This is a genomic window from Hymenobacter sp. BT491 (assembly GCF_014349165.1).
Taxonomy (GTDB): Bacteria; Bacteroidota; Bacteroidia; order Cytophagales; family Hymenobacteraceae; genus Hymenobacter; species Hymenobacter jejuensis.
The window spans coordinates 1,124,350-1,145,189 of sequence record NZ_JACSJJ010000002.1; the positions used below are offsets into that span (position 1 = coordinate 1,124,350).

Here is a 20,840-nt window from a genome sequence, read left to right on the forward strand (position 1 = left end):
GTACCGGCGTATACTGCTCAGTTTCCTTCGGTCGTTTCGGGTTGGGCTTGGTAGCGCAACGGGGCGTTATCCAATACGGTCAGAGGCAGGGCGATTGTGAATTCGGTGTACTCGCCTTCTTGGCTCTCAACGGTGAGTGAGCCGCCATAGCCTTGAGTAACAATGTCATAACTGAGCGACAGGCCCAGGCCCGTGCCTTCGCCCGGCGGCTTGGTCGTGAAGAAGGGTTGGAAGATCTTGCGCTGAATGGACTCCGGGATGCCTACGCCGTTGTCGCGCACCTTAATAAGCACCTGATCGCCAACCCAGTGCGTGCTGATCCGCACCCACGGTTCGTACCCGGCTCCCTCCTGTAGTTTGCGCTGCTCGACGGCGTAAAACGCATTGGCCAAAATATTAAGCAACACCCGCCCTAGCTCGGCCACGACAATAGGCACGGGCGGAAGGGTCGGTGCCCACTCGGTCCGGACTTCCACGGAACACGCCGGGCCGTGGGCGCGCCAGCCGTGATAGGCCAGGCGCAAATACTCGATACAGACCGTGTTGAGGTTGGTCGGCTGACGCACGCCGCCTGGCCGACGAGCGTGTTCGAGCATGCCCCGCACAATGCGCGACGCCTGTTGCCCGTGCTGTTTGATCTTGTAAAGATTTTGGGTCAGGGAGGCCCACAGGTCCGTTTCCTGCGCCGGCGCGGCCTCGTTGGCGTGGGCGGCTCGGAGCTCGGCTACCAACTCGGCGCTTACTTCGGAGAAGTTGGTGACGAAGTTGAGCGGGTTTTGCATTTCGTGGGCAATACCGGCCGTCAGCTCGCCCAGTGACGCCATTTTTTCCTGTTGCACCAACTGCGCCTGCGTGGCTCGAAGCTCGGTAAGGGCTTGGTGAATCTGGTCGCGCTGGGCCTGCATTTCCTCTTTCTGCTGGCTAAGCAACGCGTTGGCGCGCTGCTTTTGCTGGTTGTTGCGCCACAGCAGCACACTCAAGCCGGCCACAATCGTGAGGGCAGCCAGCGAGCCGAAGAGCAGCAGCCGCTGCTGGTTGGCGCGTTGGCGGCTGAGCTGCTCGTTGCGCGTGAGCAGCCGAATCTGCGACTGCTGCTTGTCGAGCTCGTAGGTGTACTGCAAGGCGGCCGTGCGGCGCAGCAAGTCCTGGCTGTTGAGGCTGTCTTTGTAAGACATGAACAGCACATGATAGCGGTAGGCCTCAGGGAAGCGGCCCAACCGGGCGTTTGCCTCGGCCAGCACCGAGCTGGCATCGCGGCTTACGCTCTTGGTGCCGTTGCTTTGGCTGGCTTGCAAACTCTTCTGACCGTAAATCAGGGCGCTGTCCGGGCGATCGGTGTGCAGATAGGCCCGCGCCAGGATGAGGTGCGCCCGCGGCAGGCTCCCGACCGCATCGAGCTTCCGCAACCGCTTCAGACACTGAAACAACCCGGCGAAAGCCTTCGGGTAGTCGCCTATGCGCTCATTGACTTCGGCAATGGCCAACTGGGCAATGGTGATCCAGCCTTGGTTGCCAGCCTGCTCAGCAAGGGCTAGTTGTTGCTCTTGGTACCGCAGGGCTTCGGGCCATTTCCGCTGCCGGCCGTACAGCTCGCCCAGCCCCGACAGGCAATGCACGATACCGTCTTGGTCGCCGGCTTGCTGGGCCAGGCGCAGGCCGTGCAGCAGGTATTGCTCGGCTTTGCCGTATTCGCCTACGGTTAGGCAGGTGTTGCCTAACTGGCTGTTAAGCAACGTGATCCATTTCTGGCTGTGCAGGGCCGTCGCGATGTGCAGGCCTTCGAGGCTGTAGGCCATAGCTTGGGAAAACTGCCCCTGCCCCGACACCGCATACGACAAATTATACAGGCACGCGATCTGGCTAAGCTCGTCGCCGAGCTCCTGAAACAGCTTTTGGGCCTGCTTGGTGTACGTCAGCCCCAGCCCGTACTCGTTGCGAAACCGATAGTAAAAGCCCAGCCCCAGCAGCGCCGTGGCCTCGCCCTCCATGTAGCCCAGCTTGCGCGCCAGGCTCAGGGCCTGTTGGTAAGCCGCCAGACTGCGCTTGGAAGCGTTAGCCCGCAACGCAAAAGCCAATTTGTTGAGGAGGTTTACACGTGCCGTATCGGGCTGTGAATTGGCCTGTACAGCCGCTTGCAACCGCTCGGCCGCCGGGTCTTGCGCTCCCATACCTGCCTGCACAGTCAGGAAGCTAAGCCAGCAAAAGAGCCACAGGGTTTTCATAGGGAGCAGCACGTTAGGAGGCAACTCACTAATAAGATATTGATTATAAATTATTTGCTAAACAAAAAAAGCTCGGATTGCCGCCCGCGCGCCTACTGCGGAACTTGGATGCAGGGCCAAAACCCGCGCTCTTGGCCGTCTGCACATAAATTCGTACTTTCTAATATTCATCTCCCTAACGCACTTTGCCTATGCCCAACTCCTCCTGTGCGCGCTGCTGCTGAGCAGCCGGTTGTGGCGCTAGAAGGCAGCGCCGATGGGCCCACAACAGTTGGTGCTGCCGGAAAACTGCCCTGTTGTGCCGAAAATGCTTCGGTTGGCACCCTTTGTTCTTCCGACAGGCCCTTTGGCCATCTGGCAGCTAAGATGGCGGGCCGCCTTGCTTGCAACAAGCACTTGCCTACCAGTCCTTTACCCGACCGGGCGGCTACTATGTTGCCAAGCGCCGGAACGAGCTAGCGTGTCCGAATAATTCATTCGCCAGATGTATCCGACCCATGCCGCTCACCCCATTCGAATAAATTTTTATGAAAAAATTTATTGGCAATCTGCCCACGGCCCTTAGCGTTCTTTGCGACCAGCCAGCCAGCATCCTACTTTGGCTAAGCATTTTATTATTAGCAAGTTGCAAAGACGGCGCCCAGCACGAGATAGCGCCCGACACGTACCAACTGGAAGCGCAAAGCGACCTGAAGCTGAAGAAGCCCGACTTGATAGTGAAGCCCGGCAAATCCATTCAGGCGGCCATCGACAAGGCCGAAGCCGGCGATCTGATCCTGATTTTGCCCGGCACCTACCGCGAATCTTTTCAGGTCAATAAGCCCCATATCAAGATCGTCGGGAGCCCGTTTGTGGTCATTGAAAACCCCGGCGAGGCCGAGGATGGCATTTTCGTGGGCGGCCGCAGCCCCGAACCCAGCAACGCTGATGGCTTCGAGCTGTACAACGTGACGCTGCGTGGGTTTGAGGAAAACGGCGTGATCTTAATTCGGGTGAATGACTTTGTGCTCAGCCACGTAACTACCATCAACTGTGGCGAATACGGCCTTTTTCCGCTGTTCAGCAACGGCGGCCTGATTGAGTTTTGCACGGCCAGCGGCCACACCGATACGGGCATTTACGTGGGCCAGTCGGAGAACATAAAAATGCGCAACAACAAGGCTTTTGCGAACGTCAACGGCCTCGAAATCGAAAACTGCTCGCATGTGGTGGCCACCAACAACCAGTGCTACGACAACGTAGCGGGCATATTGGTGGTGCTGTTGCCGGGCCTACGCGTGACAACTTCCGCGGATATTGTGGTGGAAAAGAACCGCGTGTACAAAAACAACCACATCAATTTTGCCGAGCCGGGCGCGGGGTTTGAGAGCTTTGTGCCTAGTGGCTCCGGCATTTTGGTCGTGGGTACTGATGGCACCCGCGTGGCGCAAAACTGGGTGCAGGACAACAATTTCCTGGGCATTGCGGTGGTCAGCACGAAGCTGCTGGGCGGTTTGGCGGGCTTGCCGGATGAGGCTTTCGCGCTCATCAACCCCGACCCGGATGGCGCGCAGATTGTCAGAAACCGGTTGGTGCACAACGGCATGGCCCCGCCCGCCGGCATTCCGCTGCCCGGCGTCGACTTGCTCTGGGACGGTACCGGTGCCGACAACTGCTGGCGCGACAATGCCTACGCCACCAGCTACCCTGCAGCATTGCCGGCGTGCGCCGGAAACGCCTACGCCCAAGGGCGGTAAGTCAAAAAGACGCACGACCAGATGCAAAACGAAAAAGGGTGGTTTGAGCTACCACTGGTATGCTCAAACCACCCTTTTTCAGAAACATTGCAGGTAAACACCTCACTCGCAATTAGTTGTGACAGTATTCGATAGCAAAGCGAACAACCGCCCTTAGCAGGTTGTTTTACCGGCTAGCTCTCAATACTATGTCAACACCACTTGCTGCGCTGCCCTTATCGGTCCTCGACCTGGCAGCCATTTTAGAAGGAAAAACGCCTGCCGATACATTTCGCAACAGCCTCGATTTGGCACAGCACGCCGAGCAATGGGGCTACAAACGCTTTTGGCTGGCCGAGCACCACAATATGGCCAGCATTGCCAGCTCCGCCACGTCCGTCCTGATCGGGTACATCGCCGGGGGCACGTCCACCATTCGGGTTGGCTCGGGCGGGGTGATGCTGCCCAACCACGCGCCGCTGGTGGTGGCCGAGCAGTTTGGCACCCTAGCCACGCTGTATCCTGGCCGCATCGACCTGGGCCTGGGCCGCGCGCCCGGAACCGACCAGCTCACGGCCATGGCCCTACGGCGCGATTTGCAGGGTTCGGTAAACGACTTCCCGCAGAACGTGCAGGAGCTGCAAGCTTATCTGTCGGCCGAAAACCGTGGCAGTAAAGTACGCGCCATTCCCGGTGAGGGGCTGGACATTCCGATCTGGCTGCTGGGTTCCAGCACGTACAGCGCGCAATTAGCCGGCATGCTGGGCTTGCGCTTTGCCTTCGCCAGCCATTTCGCACCCACGCATTTGCAGGCGGCGCTGCACCTCTACCGGGCTCATTTTCAGCCTTCTGAATACCTGTCCGAGCCGTATGCGGCTGCGTGCGTGAACGTCATTGCCGCCGATACGGACGCCGAAGCCAAACGTCTCACAACTTCCTTTCATCAGTTTGCCTTGGGCGTTATCCGCGGTTCGACCAAACCCTTGCAGGCCCCGGTCGATAGCATGCGCGGCCTCTGGAGCGAGATGGAGAAAGAAGCCGTCGAACAGATGATGGCCTACTCGTTTGTAGGCGGACCGGCCACGGTACAGAAGCAACTCGAAGCCTTCGTGAAGGGTACGCAAGTAAACGAACTGGTGGTGGTTTCGCACATCTACGACCACGCAGCGCGCCTCCGTTCCTACGAGATTCTCAAAGATCTTACGAAAGTCGAAACAGCTGCCACAATGCCCGTTGCCGCGTCTCAGCTGAACTAGAATAACATAAAAAACATAGCTATAAATACTTGATAATCAAGTGTTTATAGCTATGTTTTTTATGCATTGATATAAATACAAACCCCACCGATTTCAGCTTGCCGCTTGGCGAGTCTGTGCAGGATGAATTGCGGCAACGCCAAGGCTCCCTACCTTGTGCTCCTATGCGAACCCTTCTCCTGCTGACCCTCGGCCTGCTTACCGCTGCCCCGGTGCTGGCCCAGCAACCCAACACCCTTTACCGCGCCACCCAGCGCAAAGTCAACGACTTGGTGCATACCAAGTTGGATGTGCGCTTCGACTACGCCAAGCGCTACCTCTACGGCAAGGAATGGGTGACGCTCAAGCCCCACGGCTACCCCACCGATTCGCTGCGCCTGGATGCCAAGGGCATGGATATCAAGGCGATTGCGTTGGTGCAGGGCAATGCATCGCAGCCCCTGAAATACGACTACAATCAGCAGCAACTGCTGGTGCACTTGGGGCGGATAGTACCGGCCGGCGAGGCGTACACCATCTATATTGAATACACCGCCAAGCCCGACGAGCTCAAGGCCAAAGGCAGCGCGGCCATTACGGGCGCAAAAGGCCTGTATTTCATCAACCCCGACAGCGCGGTGGCGGGCAAGCCGGTCCAGATTTGGACGCAGGGCGAATCGGAGGCCAACTCGGCCTGGTTTCCGACCATCGACAAGCCTAACCAGAAAACGACCTCCGAAATCAGCCTAACCGTGCCGAGCAAGTACGTCACGCTCTCCAACGGCAAGTTAGTGGGCCAAGCGGCAGCCGGCCCCGGTCTGCGCACCGATACCTGGAAAATGGACGAGCCCCATGCGCCGTATCTGGTCATGATGGCCATCGGCGACTTCCGCATCACCAAGGATACGTGGCGCGGCAAGGAAGTGGCGTATTACCTCGAACCCCGGTATACGGCCCAGGCCCGGCAGGTTTTTGGCAAGACGCCCCGCATGCTCGAGTTCTTTTCCGAGCGCCTTGGCGTAGCGTTTCCGTGGAATAAATATTCCCAAATAGTCGCCCGCGACTACGTGAGTGGGGCCATGGAAAACACCACGGCTTCTCTGTTTGGCGAGCAGGCCCAGGGCACGGCCCGCGAGCTGCTGGATTGGGAATACGCCGGCGTGGAGCGCGAAATTGCCCACGAGCTGTTTCACCACTGGTTTGGCGACTACGTAACGGCCGAAAGCTGGAGCAACCTGACGATGAACGAGTCGTTTGCCAACTTTTGCGAAGTGGTGTGGGCCGAGCACGAATACGGTCCCGACGCCGGCGCCGCCCAGGCCGAGCGCAGCCAAAGCACTTACCTGCGCACCCCCGCCAACTACACCAAGCCGCTAGTCCGCTTTCACTACGACGACAAAGAGGACATGTTCGATGCCGTGACCTACCAAAAGGGCGGCACCATCCTGAACATGCTGCGGCACTACTTGGGCGAGGACGTGTTTTTCAAGGGCTTGCAGCGCTACCTGACGCAAAATGCTTTCGGCACCGGCGAACCCCACCAACTGCGGCTGGCCTTGGAAGAAGTTTCGGGCCAGGATCTCAACTGGTTTTTCAATCAGTGGTATTACCGCGCCGGCCACCCTACCGTAACCCTTGATTACCAATGGGATGCGACTCGAAAGCAGCAAGCCGTGATCGTGCATCAGACGCAGGCCGGCGAGCCGTTTATCCTTCCGCTTACGGTGGATGTTTATGCCGGCGGGCGCACGCAGCACTACCCCGTCACGCTGCGCCGTGCCGTGGATACGCTTTACTTCCCGTCGGCCACTAGGCCTGATCTGGTGAACGTGGACGCCGAAAAAGTGCTGCTCTGGCAAAAGCAGGACAATAAATCGCTGGCAGAATTTGCCTATCAATTTCGCCACGCGCCCCGCTACCTCGACCGCCGCGAAGCCTTAGCAGCCGCCAAAGCCCAAATAGCCAACCCATTGGCACAGAAGATTTTAGTAGCAGGTCTGCTCGACAAGTCGCCCGCGCTGCGCAGCTTGGCCATCGACCAGCTCGACCTTCAGAACCCAGCCCTGCGCAAAGCCGCGGCACCCGTTTTGGCGAAACTGGCGACCAACGATTCAGTGGTGCAGGTGCAAGCGGCGGCCCTGCTAGCGTTGGGTACGCTGAAAGAGAAACGCTACGCCAAGCTGTTTGGTAAAGCGCTGGAAAGCAAATCGTACCGGGTGCAGGGCGCGGCGTTGCAGGCGATGTTGCCTCTGGATCCGAAGCAAGCGCTAGCGCGCGCCACGGCCTTCGAGGCTGACAACAAGGGCGCCTTGACGGTGGCTTTGGTGGAAGTGTACGGCCAGGCCGGCGGCCCGGCGAAGTGGCCGCTGGTCTTGGCCAAGTTCGACGCGGCCGACGCAAACGGGCGCTTCAACATGCTGTCGGGATTCGCTGCACTGCTCGGACGCCTCGACGACCCAACGGCTTTACGCCAAGGCATTACGCGCATCAAAGACTTGGCGGTGCGCTACAAGCCTTACGGTGTGGATGCCCGCCTCATCGCGTTGCTGCGCGAATTGCAACAGCACCAAGCTACTCGCCCCAATGCGGCCGAAACAACTACGCTAGTCGAGCAGGCTGTGGCAGAGATTCAGGCGGCCAAGTAGCGGCGGTTGGGTTTCGGCTAATAGCAAGCTCTGAGGAGCAGTAGGAAACGGAATTATTTGGGCAATGCACAAACGGGCTATGCCAATCCCAGTGAAACCCAATATATTATCCGGATTATTACAAGCTGCTTCCGGCATTCTGTTTCGCCTAACTCCGCTTCTCATGACAAAACCCTCTACTTCCTTTCGCCGTCCGCTGTTGTCTGGTGCCGCGGCTTGTATGTTGGGCTTGCTCGCCGTGGCACCCAGCCCAGCAGCCGCTCAAACCAGCATGTCGCCCGCTAAGCTGGAAGCCCTCAAGAAAGAGCTGACCGCCGAAATCGACAAGCAGCAGAAGTCGACGCAGCAGATGGTGGATATGGTCTTCAGCTTTGGCGAGCTGGGCTTTCAGGAAGTAGAAACCTCGCGCTACCTGACCGATATTCTGAAGAAAAACGGCTTCAAAATCGAACAGGGCATTGCGGGTATCCCCACGGCCTGGACGGCCACCTGGGGTTCGGGCAAGCCGCTGATCGCCGTGGGCAGCGACATCGACTGCATTCCGAAAGCCTCGCAAAAGCCGGGCGTCGCGTACCACGACCCCATTATCGTGGGGGCGCCGGGCCACGGCGAAGGCCACAACTCGGGCGTGCCCCTCAACATCACGGCCGTGCTGGCGCTCAAGAAAATCATGGAGCGCGAGAAAATTCCCGGCACGCTGATGCTCTGGCCGGGCGTGGCCGAAGAATTGGTGGGCGCGAAAGCCTACTTCGTCCGCGATGGCTACTTCAAAAACGTGGATGCCTGCATTTTCACCCACGTCGGCGATAACCTGAGCGTGGCGTACGGCGACGCGGGCAACAACGGGCTGGTTTCGGTCAAGTTCAATTTTGAAGGGGCTGCTGCCCACGCGGCCGGCGCGCCGTGGCGGGGCCGCAGCGCCCTCGACGCCGTGGAATTGATGGACATCGGCTGGAATTACCACCGCGAGCACATGGAGGTCACGCAGCGCTCGCACTACGTAATCACCGACGGCGGCGACCAGCCCAACGTCGTGCCCTCGAAGGCGTCGGTGTGGTATTATTTCCGCGACCGTACCTACCCCAAGATTCAGCAGATGTACCAAGACGGCATCAAAATGGCCGAAGGTGCTACGCTAATGACCAATACCACAATGACTTACGAAGTACTGGGTAGCGCGTGGCCGGGCCATATGAACAAACCGATCGCGGAGGCGATGTACAAAAACATCCAAACGGTGGGGCTGCCCACTTGGAGCGAGGCCGATCAGATTCTGGCCCGAGCTGCCCAGAAAGAAACCAAAGCGCCCAAAACCGACCGCCGCAACAAGCCCATCGACGGCTTGGCTACCCAGCTGGATTCGCTCAAAAAGCCCGAAACGTTCTCCATCGGCGGCGGCTCCGATGACATCGCGGACATCTCCTGGAACGTGCCTACGGTGGTATTGAGCTACCCGGCCAACATTCCCGGTTTGCCCGGCCACCACTGGGCCAACGCAATTGCCATGGCCACGCCCATCGCCCACAAGGGGGTCACGGCGGGCGCCAAAGCCGAAGCCCTGACGCTTTTGGACATGCTGGTGAAGCCGGAGATCATCAAGGACGCTTGGACGTATTTCAAGGATGTTCAGACTAAGGAAGTCAAGTACACGCCGCTGGTTTCCAAGACCGATAAGCCCGCTATCACCCTGAACAAGAGCATCATGGCGGAATACCGGCCGCAGATGAAGAAGTACTACTACAATCCCAGTAAATACAAAACCTACCTAGAGCAGTTGGGTATCAAGTACCCGACCATCCGCACGGATAATGTGCCAGCCGCTGGTGCCGGCGGCGAATAACCTATTTCTCATAACTATTTGATTGTAAAATAGTTATGAGAATATTTTAAATCAACTGGTTATCAAGTACATCTAAAAAGCGTCCGCACGACGCCGAGCGCTCAACTTGTCACGTATTCTTCCGCATGAACCAAGTGTACAGAACCACAATTGGCCTGCTGGTGTCGGGCCTGACAATCGCGATGCCGCTGAGCGGATCGGCCCAACAGAAAAAGCCGGCACCCAAAAAAACAACCTCCGCCGATGCGCGCGACGCCATCCGCGAGAGCGACCTGAAGCGCGATTTGTTTGCGCTGGCCGGCGATCACTACCGCGGCCGCGAAGGCGGCACGCTCGACGAATTGCGCGCTTCCGCCTGGATTGCCGAGCAGATGCGCGCCATCGGGGCCCAACCCGCCGGCGACGACGGCACGTATTTTCAGTTTTTCCACATCCAGCGCACCCGCATCACCAAGGGCAGCCGCCTGAGCATCGGCAACCACCAGCTCAAGGTGAATGAAGATGCAATCATCACGGTACCAGGCATTTCCTCGGTGAATGCACCCATGGTGTTTGTGGGCACCGGCACACCGGAGGAAGTCGCCAAAGTCGATATCAAAGGCAAAGCCGTGGCGCTGGTGTTTTCGGGCACGCCGCCGGCCAGCACAATTTTTCGCTACTTCCTGAACACGACCATGCGCACCCGCTCGGCCGAACTGGTGAAGGCTGGCGCGGTGGCCGTGGTGTATGTATCGGATGCGCGGGCACAGGAGATTTTTAACCGCTGGGGCACCATCTACGAGCGCGGCCGCTACGACCTGCCCGGCGGCCCCAATACCAAAGTAGCGGAGCAGGCGCCAACTATCTGGTTGCCAGAATCCGCGCTTTCTTGGGTGCAGCAGGCCGGCCAGCAACTGGTGGCCAGCATCAACGTGGAAAGCTTCAGCTATCCGTCCGTCAACATCGTGGCCAAAGTGCCTGGCACCGACGCCAAGTTGAAGGCCGAAAACGTGCTCTTCAGCACCCACCAAGACCACGACGGCGTGCGCCGCGCCGTGGCCGGCGACTCCATCTGGAACGGCGCCGACGACAACGCCACCGGCTGCGCGGGCACGTTGGCCGTGATGCGCGCTTTTGTCAAAAAGCCCGGCCGCCGCACGGCGCTGTTTGTGTTTCACGGCGCCGAAGAACGGGGTTTGCTGGGCTCGCGCTACTATTCGGCCACGCCGACGGTGCCCAAAGAATCCATTGTGGCCGTGCTGAACGCCGAGATGATCGGTCGCAACGCACCCGACAGCGCCGCGCTGCTGGGCTCGCAACGCCCCCACCGCAACTCCCAGGATTTGGTAAACCTGGCGATGACCGCCAACCAAACCGGCCCGAAGTTTAAGCTCGACACGCTCTGGGACAAGGCCACGCACCCCGAAGGCTGGTATTTCCGCAGCGACCACCTGCCTTATGCGCGCCTGGGCATCCCCGCCATTTGCTATACCACGCTGTTGCACAAGGACTACCACACGCCCAAAGACGAGCCCGACCGCATCAACATCGCCAAAATGGCCAACGTCACCCGCTGGATTTACCTCACGGGATGGGCCGTAGCCAACCGCGATCAGCGCCCCACGCCGGACAAAGATTTCAAGCTGGAACGCTAGCCAGTCGGATGGAAACCCAACCTCTCAGCGGGAAAGTGGCCTTGGTGACGGGCGCCAGCCGCGGCCTGGGCCACAGTATCGCACGCACGCTGGCCCAGGCCGGCGCCACCGTCATCGTCAATTACCACAGCAGCCCGGCAGCAGCCGACGCCGTAGTGCAGGACATTACGCGCCACAAGGGCCAAGCCTTTGCTATTCAGGCCGATGTAGCCGACACCGCGGCCGTAGAAAGGCTTTTTCGTCAGATCCGGGAACGGGTTGGGGCCGTGGATATTCTGGTGAACAACGCAGGAATTGGCGTGCCAAAGCCGTTTCTGGAAGTCACGCTCGACGATTGGCAGCAGGTGCTGCAAACCAACCTGACGTCGGCTTTCCTGGTTAGCCAGGCCGCAATTCCGGCCATGATGGCCAAACGTTTCGGGCGCCTCATCATGATCTCGTCGACGGCAGCCCAAACGGGTGGCGTCATCGGGCCGCATTACACGGCTTCCAAAGCAGGCCTGCTTGGGTTGGTGCACTCGTACGCTTCCTTGCTGGCGCAGCACGGCATCACGGCCAACGCGGTGGCACCGGCCCTTATTGAGACGGACATGATCAAAGACAACCCCAAGATCACGCCCGATCTGATTCCGATGAAGCGCTTCGGCCAGCCGCAGGAAGTTGCCGACGCGGTGCTTTTGCTGGCTACCAACGGCTACATCAACGGCCAGACCCTCAACGTGAACGGCGGCTTGTACATGAGCTAGCTCCAATTCGCTCGTCATCTACTTCTGCGTCATGCTTACCCGCCTCATTCCTTCCAGCCAAGAGCCACTTCCCGTGATCGGCCTCGGCACTTGGCAGACGTTCGATGCCTCCGGCAAAGCCGCTTATTCGCAGCTTTCCCAAACGCTTGACACACTGCACGTTGCTGGCGGCTCGGTTATCGACTCGTCGCCGATGTACGGGCGGTCGGAGGAAGTTATTGGTGATCTTACGGCGGAGTTGGCAGCGCGGGATTCGTTTTTTTACGCCACCAAAGTCTGGACGACGGGCCGGCAGGCAGGTATTCAGCAAATGGAAGCCTCGCTGCGCAAAATGCGGCGCGCCCGCCTCGATCTGATGCAAATCCACAACCTCACGGACTGGAAAACCCACCTCGACACCCTGCGCGATTGGAAGGAGGCGGGCAAAATCCGGTACATCGGCCTGACGCACTACACCGATTCCATGCACGCCGAACTGGAGCGCATCCTACGCAAAGAACCCGTTGACTTTGTGCAGTTTAACTACTCCATCCTGGATCGCCACGCCGAGAAAAGCCTGTTGCCGGCCGCCGCAGATCGTGGCGTTGCCACGCTCATCAACCGGCCTTTTACCGAAGGCAACCTGCTGGCGCGCGTGAAAGGCAAGGCGCTGCCCGCGTGGGCCAATGAGCTGGGAATCAGCAGCTGGCCGCAGTTTTTCCTGAAATTCATCCTCTCCCACCCGGCCGTTACGTGCGTCATCCCCGGCACCCGCGACCCAGCGCATTTGGCCGACAACCTGAAAGCAGGCGAAGGCGAGCTGCCCGATGAAAAGACGCGCGAGCGAATGGCGGCATTTGTGCAGGCTTTATAATTAATTGATAATCAATCAATTATAAAGATAATCTGGTCTCAAATTTAGAACCTCAAGTTTACTTTCCCGTTCGGCATGAGCAGAATTCTACAGTTTCCTGTTTGCTTTTTTCTGCTGTTACTCAGCACTTTGGTGCCCAACAGCTACAGTCGGCCACACTCCGCCCCGGCGCTCCTGAAAGAAAAATTTCCGCTTCTGGAAACGACCATCGCCGACATCCATCAGGCGTTTCGGAAAGGCGATTGCAACTGCGAGCAGCTGGTGACGGAATACCTCCGGCGCATCGCCGCCTACGACCAACCGACCAAGCTCAACGCCATTATCCTGACCAACCCGCAGGCCCTCACGACGGCCAGGCAGCTGGACGCGGAGTATCAAAAAACCAAAAAGCTGCGGCCGCTGCATTGTATCCCGCTCATTGTCAAAGACAACTACAACACGGCGGGTTTGCAAACTACGGCGGGCTCGTTGGCTCTCAAGGGCTTTGAACCCGCCGAAGACGCTACCGTCGTCAAGTCGTTGAAGGCGGCCGGAGCCATTGTGCTGGCCAAATCCAACATGGCCGAATGGGCCTTTAGCCCAATGGTTTCGATCAGTTCGATTGCGGGCGAAACGCTCAACCCATACAACCTGCTGCACGTACCGGCGGGCTCCAGCGGCGGCACGGCCGCGGCGGTGGCAGCCAATTTCGGTACGGCAGGCCTGGGCAGCGACACCGGCAATTCCATCCGCGGGCCATCGTCGCACAACGCGCTGGTTGGGTTTCGGCCGACGCTGGGGCTGGTTAGCCGGGCGGGCATCGCGCCGCTTTATTTGCGCAACGACACCGGCGGCCCCATGACCCGCACCGTCGCCGACGCCACGCGGCTGCTGGAAGTGATGGCCGGCTTCGACCCAGCCGACCCGCTCACCAAGTACAGCGAGGGCAAAATTCCGAAAAGCTACCAGCAGTTTCTCGACAAAAACGGCCTGAAAGGCGCTCGCATCGGGGTGTTGCGCACGCTCAGCGAACGCAACCCCGATCCGCAGGTAAAAGCGCTGTTTGAGCAGTCAATCGCCGATTTGAAGAAAGCCGGCGCCGACATCATCGACCCCATCGAGGTTCCTGACTTCGCCAGCGTAAGCAAGGATCAGTGGTGCTCGGTTTTTCAGCACGACATCAACGAATACCTCGCGTCTTTGGGGCCAAACGTGCCGGTTAAGAACTTAAACGAGATCATTGCTTCCGGCAAATTCGCGCCGTACATCGCCGAAAACCTCACCTACCATCAGCAGCACGCCGAGGTGCAGCAGGGCACTTCCTGCGCCGATGCCTACACCGATCCCAAGCGCATTGCCTTCCGCAAAGCCATTACCGACGTGATGGACCGCTACAAAGTGAACGCGCTCATCTACCCCACCTGGAACAACCCGCCCGCCAAAGTAGGCGATTTCAAAGGCTACAAAGGCGATAACAGTCAGCTTATTGCGCCGCATACCGGCCAGCCCGCTTTCACCGTGCCGATGGGATTTACCTACGATAATTTGCCGGCCGGGCTGCAATTTTTAGGGCGCCCGTTCGACGAGCCCACGCTTATCAAGTACACCTTCGCCTACGAACAAGCCACCCACCACCGCCAAGCGCCCAAACTCTTTCCCGCATTGCCTGCTGAGGCGCCGGATAAACAAAAAAGATAGCCCTTAGGCAAGTATTTGATTGTCAAATACTTGCCTAAGGGCTATCTGAAGAGCGCGAATGTGCTGTGCAAACGCCGAACGCCGAAGTAACTGCGGCGCACTTAGGTCTGCGTTAGGGAGTTGCCGGCACCGGCTGGCGCAACAGCGGCTGCAATACGCCCCAAACGGTGCGGGCGACCAGTCGGTGCCCCGCCGGCGTGGGATGGATGCCGTCGCGCTGGTTTAAGCGCGCCACCCCACCGACGCCTTCTAGCAGAAATGGGATCAGGGTGAGCTTGTTTTCGCGGGCCAAATCGCCGTAGAGCTTTTTGAAATCGGCGGCGTAGTCGGCGCCTAAGTTGGGCGGTATCTGCATGCCAGCCAGCACAATACGCGCCTGCGGACTGCGACGGCGCACCGTATCGATGATGGCTTGCAGGTTGCGGCGGGTCGCGGAAAGTGGCAGGCCGCGCAGGCCGTCGTTGCCACCCAATTCGAGCACAAATACGGCCACCGGGCGGCGCAGCACCCATCCCACGCGGCTTCGCCCCCCGGCCGTGGTTTCGCCGCTCAGGCCCGCGTTCACGACGGTATAGCCCAAGCCGACCGAATCAATTTTTTGTCCCACCAACGCCGGAAAAGCCTGTTCGGGCTCCACGCCGAGGCCAGCCGTGATGCTGTTGCCGAAGAAAAGAATGGTTTGCTTGGCTGAGGCGGACGCCGGCTTCGCAGGCGGTGGAGCTGCGTTTTCGGCCGGTGCGGTGACTACATCGGCGGCGGGCTGGGAGCTGTTGCTGCCGCAACTAATGCAAAGGGCGAGCAGCAACCCGCAACTAAGTATGGACGGAACTGTTTTCATGCGGACAACGATTTTTTTGGGTATATGCGTAACGGTGGAAAGTATCCCAAAGGTTGAAACGTCTTGTAAGTTACCGTTTGATCAACCCGTTATCTCGCTCTTATTCTTTGTTTTAGCACCGCCTCGCAGCGGTTTATTCCTTCCTCATTCGTGCTGAAAGTAGAAAACCTCACCAAATCATACACCAGCGGCGGCCGTTCCCTGACCGTGCTGGAGTCCGTCAGCTTCGAGCTGCAACCCGGCGACACCTTTTCCATTGTGGGCCCCAGCGGCAGCGGCAAAACCACGCTTCTGGGCTTGTGCGCCGGCCTCGACCGGGCCTCGTCGGGGAGCGTGTGGCTAAACGGCATTCGGCTCGACGACCTCAGCGAAGACCAACGGGCAGCCGTGCGCAACGAACATGTGGGCTTCATCTTTCAGAATTTCCAGTTGCTGCCCACCCTTACTGCCCTCGAGAACGTGCTGGTACCCTTGGAGTTACGCGGCGTGAAGGGCGGCGCCAACACGGCGCAGGCGCTGCTGGAGCGCGTGGGGTTGGGCGGCCGCGGCCACCACTACCCGACTCAGCTTTCCGGCGGTGAGCAACAGCGCGTTTCCCTGGCGCGGGCCTTCGCCAATCGGCCCAAGATTCTGTTTGCCGACGAGCCCACCGGCAACCTCGACGCCGACACCAGCGCCACGGTGGTAGAGTTGCTGTTTGAGCTAAACCGCGAGGCCGGCACAACGCTGGTACTCGTCACGCACGACTTGGAACTGGCCGCCAAAACCCAGCGCGTCGTGCGCATTAAGGGCGGCGCGGTAGTTTCCGATTCACTTGTCCAGCAGGCAGTTGCGCCTGTTTCGGCCTCATGAGTAACCTACCTTCGGCCCGCCCCGGCGTAGCTTGGCTCTGGCGCATGGCCTGGCGCGACAGCCGCCGCAGCCGCTCGCGGTTGCTGCTCTTTATCTCGGCCATTGTGCTGGGCATTGCGGCGCTGGTAGGCATCAACGGCTTCGGCGACAACCTTGCCCGCAGCATCGATGAGCAGGCACGCGAACTGCTGGGCGCCGACTTAGTGGTATCGTCGACGCAACCCTTCGAACCCGGCCTGCAACCCACGCTGCGCAAGCTGAGCCCGACGCGCAGCAACGAGGTAGCTTTTGCCTCGATGGTGCAATTCCCTAAGGGACAAGGAGTTCGCTTAGCGCAAATTCGGGCGCTTACGGGCGGCTTTCCTTACTACGGCGACTGGGTGCTGGAGCCCGCAGCAGCGGTAGCGGCCTTCCGGCAGGCGTCGGCTTCGCAGCAGCGCGTGGCGTTGGTCGATGATGCGCTGTTGGTTCAGTTTGGCGCCCAGCCCGGCGATTCCATTAAAGTTGGGAAGCTGACCTTCCTGATTGCGGGACGCGTGCGCAAAACACCGGGGCAGTCGGGTTTCAGCGCGGCCGTAGCCCCGACGGTTTTCATTCCGGGTTCTTTGCTCAGCCAAACCGGTCTGGTGCAGCGCGGTAGCCGTATTCAATACCGCACCTACTACCAGTTTGCAGCAGGCACTGATGTCGATCGCCTCATCAAACCTTTCGAAGCTCGTTTCGACAAGGCCAACATCGACACCGATACCGTGGCCAGCCGCAAGAAGCAAACGGGCCGGTCCTTCGCCGACCTGACGCGCTTTCTGAATCTGGTGGCGTTTGTGGCACTGCTGCTGGGGTGCGTGGGCGTGGCCAGCGCCGTGAGCCTGTACGTGCGCGAAAAAGTGTCCGCTGTGGCGATACTGCGCTGCCTAGGAGCCAGCGGCCAGCAGGCTTTGCTGATTTATCTGCTCCAAACGGCTCTCATGGGCTTGCTGGGCGCTGTGGTAGGTGCGGCATTGGGCACCGCCGTACAACTACTTCTGCCCCAGGTGTTTGCCGGATTTTTACCGGTGGCGGTGCGGGTGGCCATCTCGTGGTCGGCGGTGCTGCAAGGCGTGCTGACCGGCGTGCTGGTGGCGGTGCTGTTTGCGCTGCTGCCCCTGTTGAGCATCCGGCGCGTGTCGCCGTTGCGGACGCTGCGGGCGTCGTTTGAGGAAGACTCCTCCCGCCCCGATCCGCTGCGCCTGGCGGTGTTCCTGCTGATTGCGGTCTTCATTACGGGCTTCGCGTACCTGCAAACCCGCGAGTGGAAGCAAGCGCTAGGGTTTGCGGCCGGGCTGGTAGTGGCCTTCGGGGCGCTGGCAGGCTTGGCGCAGGGGTTGCGCTTATTGGTGCGCCGCTACTTCCCTACCTCCTGGAGCTACGTCTGGCGGCAAGGACTAGCCAATTTATATCGCCCTAATAATCAGACGATTACTTTAACTGTTTCGATTGGGCTTGGCGTGTTCCTGCTGGCGACGCTGTACATGCTCCAAGGTCTGCTGCTGGGCCGGGTGCAGTTGGCCGGCGGTGGCCAACAACCCAACTTAGTATTGTTCGACATTCAGCCGGAGCAGCGGGTGGGCGTCAACCAAATCATTCAGAACCAGCACTTGCCCATTCTGCAGCAAGTGCCCGTGGTGACCATGCGGCTGACCGCCATCAACGGACGCTCGGGAGCCTATTTTCAGAAAGACAGCGCCCGGGGTGTGCCCAAATGGGCTTTTAGCCGCGAATACCGCGTCACGTACCGCAACAAGCTCATCACGTCGGAGAAGTTGGAAGCTGGGCAGCGCCCAGCGCTGGCGGCAGATGGAACGCCGCGTATTTCCATTGAAGATGGCTATTTCAAACGCCTCAAGCTCAAGCTCGGCGACACGCTGACGTTTAACGTGCAGGGTGTGCCCATTACCACCATCGTTGGCGGCACGCGCATCGTCGACTGGACGCAGATTCAAACCAACTTTTTAGTTGTGTTTCCGAGCGGGGTGTTGGAAGCGGCACCGCAGTTCTACGCCCTTATGACCCGCGTTCCCAACAACGCCGTACTAGGCTCGGTGCAGCGCGCGCTGGTAAGCCGTTATCCCAACGTGTCGGCCATCGACCTGGGCCTGATTCTGCAAACGCTGGACGACATTCTGGGCAAGATCTCCTTCGTTATCCGCTTTATGGCCCTGTTCAGCATCGCTACGGGGTTGCTGGTGCTGGCCAGTTCGGTGGTTGTGAGTCGCTACCAGCGGGTACAGGAAAGCGTGTTGCTGCGCACGCTGGGCGCCAGCCGGCGCCAGATTTTGCGCATTACGTTGGTCGAATACGCGGTATTGGGGCTCTTGGCCGCTTCGGCAGGCTTGGTGCTGGCGAGTGCGGCAGCGTGGGCGCTGGCCTACTGGGTATTTGAGGTCAATTTTGCTCCCGAGCCGGGGCCACTATTGCTGCTGGCCGCCTTCACAACGATTCTTACCGTCCTGATCGGATTGCTTAACAGCCGAGAGGTGCTCACGCGCCCGCCGCTGGAGGTGTTGCGCGGCGAAGCGGGATAAATACGGGAAATCTGCTTCATACTACGTATTTATCACCGATAATTTTCGGGCGAATACGGGTTTACCGGCAATTGCGCGTCATGCTACAACCTTGCGGGTGAGGGACAGTAAATGACTCAGGTTCGGAGGGCATTTGAGTGTTGCCACATGACGTGGCTTATCACTTAAGAAAAGTGCTGGGAATCGGGTTACTTTCTCCTCACCCTTTAAAGCAACGAATATATGCTAGCAATGAGTTTTCGCGGCCCGCAGCGGGTCCGCGTACAGCAGAAACCCATGCCCGAGATCAAGCATCCGGAGGATGCGATTGTACGGGTAACGCGCTCCTGCATCTGCGGCTCCGACTTACATTTATACAACGGCAACGTCCCGGACACCCGCGTAGGCATGACCTTTGGCCACGAATTCATTGGCGAAGTTGTAGAAATCGGCTCGGAAGTTACCAAGCTCAAAGTGGGCGACATGGTAATCGTGCCATTTAACGTGGCTTGCGGTCGGTGTCATTTTTGCAAACAAGGCATGTTCGGCAACTGCCACGAAGCCAACCCCGAAGCAACAGCTGTGGGCGGCTTTTTCGGCTACGCCCACGTGGGGGGCGGCTACGACGGCGGTCAGGCCGAATACGCCCGCGTTCCGTACGCTAACGTCAGCCCAACGGTAATTCCGGAAGGCATGGACCCCGACGACGCGGTGCTGCTCACCGACGTAGTTCCGACAGGCTACCAAGCCGCCGAAATGGCTGGCATTCAGCCCGGCGACACGGTAGTGGTATTCGGAGCCGGCCCGGTCGGCATCATGGCGGCGCGGTGCGCCTGGCTGTTTGGGGCCGGCCGCGTCATCGTGCTCGACGAGTACGACTACCGCTTGGAGTTTGTAAAAAACTACGCCAAGTGCGAGGCTTACAACTTCAAAAAGGACATGGACGACGTAGCCATGTTCATCAAGAAACAGACCGACTGGCTAGGCGCCGACTGTTGCATCGATGCCGTGGGCGCGGAAGCCGCCGGCAACACAGCCCAGACCATCACGGGCCGCAAGCTTCTGCTGCAAGGCGGCTCGGCTACGGCAATGCACTGGGCCATCAACTCGGTGAAAAAAGGCGGCATCATTTCCGTAGTTGGCGTTTATGGCCCCACGGACAACCTGATTCCGCTGGGTAACTTCATGAACAAAGGCTTGACAATGCGCGGTAACCAAACCTCCGTGAAGCGCCTGCTACCCCGCCTGATTGAGCACGTCCAAAACGGTGTACTCAACCCCAAGGCCCTGATCACGCACCGGATTCCGCTGGAAGAAGTTGCGGAAGGCTACCGCATCTTTTCCGACAAGCTCGACAATTGCATCAAGCCTGTCCTGATTCCCCCATCCGCCAGATAACTCCCACAACCATGGAACCGACTACCAACAACAGCAAGCCATCTCGCGCGCGCACCCAAACTCCGCCGACTGACCTGCCCGGCTGGGGCATCGACGCGGACCCCAAAAATGACCCTACCTACCCCATGAAGCAACGCACCGACGCGGAGCACACGGGCATCAGTTGGGAAAGACCCACTTTGCAACAGCCTGACGTGGAAGTGCTTAAGTCGATGGAACGGCCCAACCTGACAGCTGTGTTCGGCACGTCCACGCCGCCTAGCGGTTTGAGTGGCATGCTTCGTCGCCATGCCTACGCCAACTACAGCGAAAACGACAACCGGCACTGGTTCACGCTCGTGCTAGCCGACAAGATCAACGTGGTTGAATGCGTCCTCGACGATTTGGCCAGCGGCCATGTGCCCAACATCTTCAAGGAGAAAGGCTACAAAGCTTCTTGGCAACACGACCGCAAAGGTCTGATTGTCTCTCTTGGGACTACCCTAGCGATAACGGCCGGCTTGGCTTACTTGGCGTGGCCTAAGAATAAGCGGGGCAAAAAGCCAAAATCCAGGACCGTCTATCCTTCTTAAATCGCGATAGCAACAACAACAGTACTGGCAAGCAAAAGCCCTGCATCCGCAAAGCGTGATGCAGGGCTTTTTG

At 59.2% G+C, this 20,840-nt stretch carries 14 protein-coding genes; 12 read left to right on the top strand and 2 right to left on the bottom strand.

Annotation, left to right across the window (positions count from 1 at the left end; genetic code table 11):
* Positions 1-17: 17 nt before the first annotated feature.
* Positions 18-2,222, bottom strand: a complete 2,205-nt coding sequence (locus H9I52_RS10540; RefSeq protein WP_187453810.1) for an ATP-binding protein — start codon at positions 2,220-2,222, stop codon at positions 18-20.
* A gap of 527 nt (positions 2,223-2,749) precedes the next feature.
* Here H9I52_RS10540 and H9I52_RS10545 point away from each other — a divergent pair.
* The 8 genes from H9I52_RS10545 to H9I52_RS10580 all read left to right on the top strand — a co-directional run bounded on the left by H9I52_RS10545 (position 2,750) and on the right by H9I52_RS10580 (position 14,567).
* Positions 2,750-3,958 carry a parallel beta-helix domain-containing protein gene (locus H9I52_RS10545; RefSeq protein ID WP_187453811.1) on the top strand — a complete coding sequence of 403 codons (1,209 nt, stop codon included), beginning with the start codon at positions 2,750-2,752 and terminating at the stop codon, positions 3,956-3,958.
* A 188-nt stretch (positions 3,959-4,146) separates the two neighbouring features.
* Positions 4,147-5,193: an LLM class flavin-dependent oxidoreductase gene (locus tag H9I52_RS10550; RefSeq protein ID WP_187453812.1), complete on the top strand. Its 1,047-nt coding sequence runs from the start codon at positions 4,147-4,149 to the stop codon at positions 5,191-5,193.
* Between the two features lie 164 nt (positions 5,194-5,357).
* Positions 5,358-7,817, top strand: a complete 2,460-nt coding sequence (locus H9I52_RS10555; RefSeq protein WP_187453813.1) for a M1 family metallopeptidase — start codon at positions 5,358-5,360, stop codon at positions 7,815-7,817.
* A gap of 163 nt (positions 7,818-7,980) precedes the next feature.
* Positions 7,981-9,657, top strand: a complete 1,677-nt coding sequence (locus tag H9I52_RS10560) for an amidohydrolase (protein ID WP_410403026.1) — start codon at positions 7,981-7,983, stop codon at positions 9,655-9,657.
* A 125-nt stretch (positions 9,658-9,782) separates the two neighbouring features.
* The gene (locus H9I52_RS10565; RefSeq protein ID WP_187453814.1) at positions 9,783-11,291 is read left to right on the top strand and encodes a M28 family peptidase; all 1,509 of its coding nucleotides are present in this window, start codon (positions 9,783-9,785) and stop codon (positions 11,289-11,291) included.
* Between the two features lie 8 nt (positions 11,292-11,299).
* Complete coding sequence (locus H9I52_RS10570; protein ID WP_139517382.1) at positions 11,300-12,037, top strand: 3-oxoacyl-ACP reductase family protein; 738 nt, start codon at positions 11,300-11,302, stop codon at positions 12,035-12,037.
* A gap of 31 nt (positions 12,038-12,068) precedes the next feature.
* The gene (locus tag H9I52_RS10575; protein WP_187453815.1) at positions 12,069-12,890 is read left to right on the top strand and encodes an aldo/keto reductase; all 822 of its coding nucleotides are present in this window, start codon (positions 12,069-12,071) and stop codon (positions 12,888-12,890) included.
* Between the two features lie 75 nt (positions 12,891-12,965).
* The gene (locus H9I52_RS10580) at positions 12,966-14,567 is read left to right on the top strand and encodes an amidase family protein (protein ID WP_187453816.1); all 1,602 of its coding nucleotides are present in this window, start codon (positions 12,966-12,968) and stop codon (positions 14,565-14,567) included.
* 112 nt (positions 14,568-14,679) lie between these two features.
* On the opposite strand, the gene H9I52_RS10585 is transcribed toward H9I52_RS10580, so the two are convergent.
* Positions 14,680-15,405 (bottom strand): arylesterase, encoded by a 726-nt coding sequence (locus H9I52_RS10585; RefSeq protein WP_187453817.1) that lies wholly within the window; start codon positions 15,403-15,405, stop codon positions 14,680-14,682.
* 150 nt (positions 15,406-15,555) lie between these two features.
* Between H9I52_RS10585 and H9I52_RS10590 the strand changes: the two genes are divergently transcribed.
* From H9I52_RS10590 to H9I52_RS10605, 4 genes are all read left to right on the top strand, one after another.
* Positions 15,556-16,257: an ABC transporter ATP-binding protein gene (locus H9I52_RS10590; RefSeq protein ID WP_316248023.1), complete on the top strand. Its 702-nt coding sequence runs from the start codon at positions 15,556-15,558 to the stop codon at positions 16,255-16,257.
* Entirely contained in the window at positions 16,254-18,818 is a 2,565-nt protein-coding gene (locus H9I52_RS10595) for an ABC transporter permease (RefSeq protein ID WP_262386004.1), read from the top strand. The genes H9I52_RS10590 and H9I52_RS10595 overlap by 4 nt, the downstream gene beginning before the upstream one ends.
* 222 nt (positions 18,819-19,040) lie before the next feature.
* The gene (locus tag H9I52_RS10600; protein ID WP_187453818.1) at positions 19,041-20,195 is read left to right on the top strand and encodes a zinc-dependent alcohol dehydrogenase; all 1,155 of its coding nucleotides are present in this window, start codon (positions 19,041-19,043) and stop codon (positions 20,193-20,195) included.
* Between the two features lie 11 nt (positions 20,196-20,206).
* A complete protein-coding gene (locus H9I52_RS10605) occupies positions 20,207-20,767 on the top strand; it encodes a hypothetical protein (protein WP_262386005.1) in 561 nt (186 codons plus the stop codon).
* The last annotated feature ends 73 nt before the right edge of the window (positions 20,768-20,840 follow it).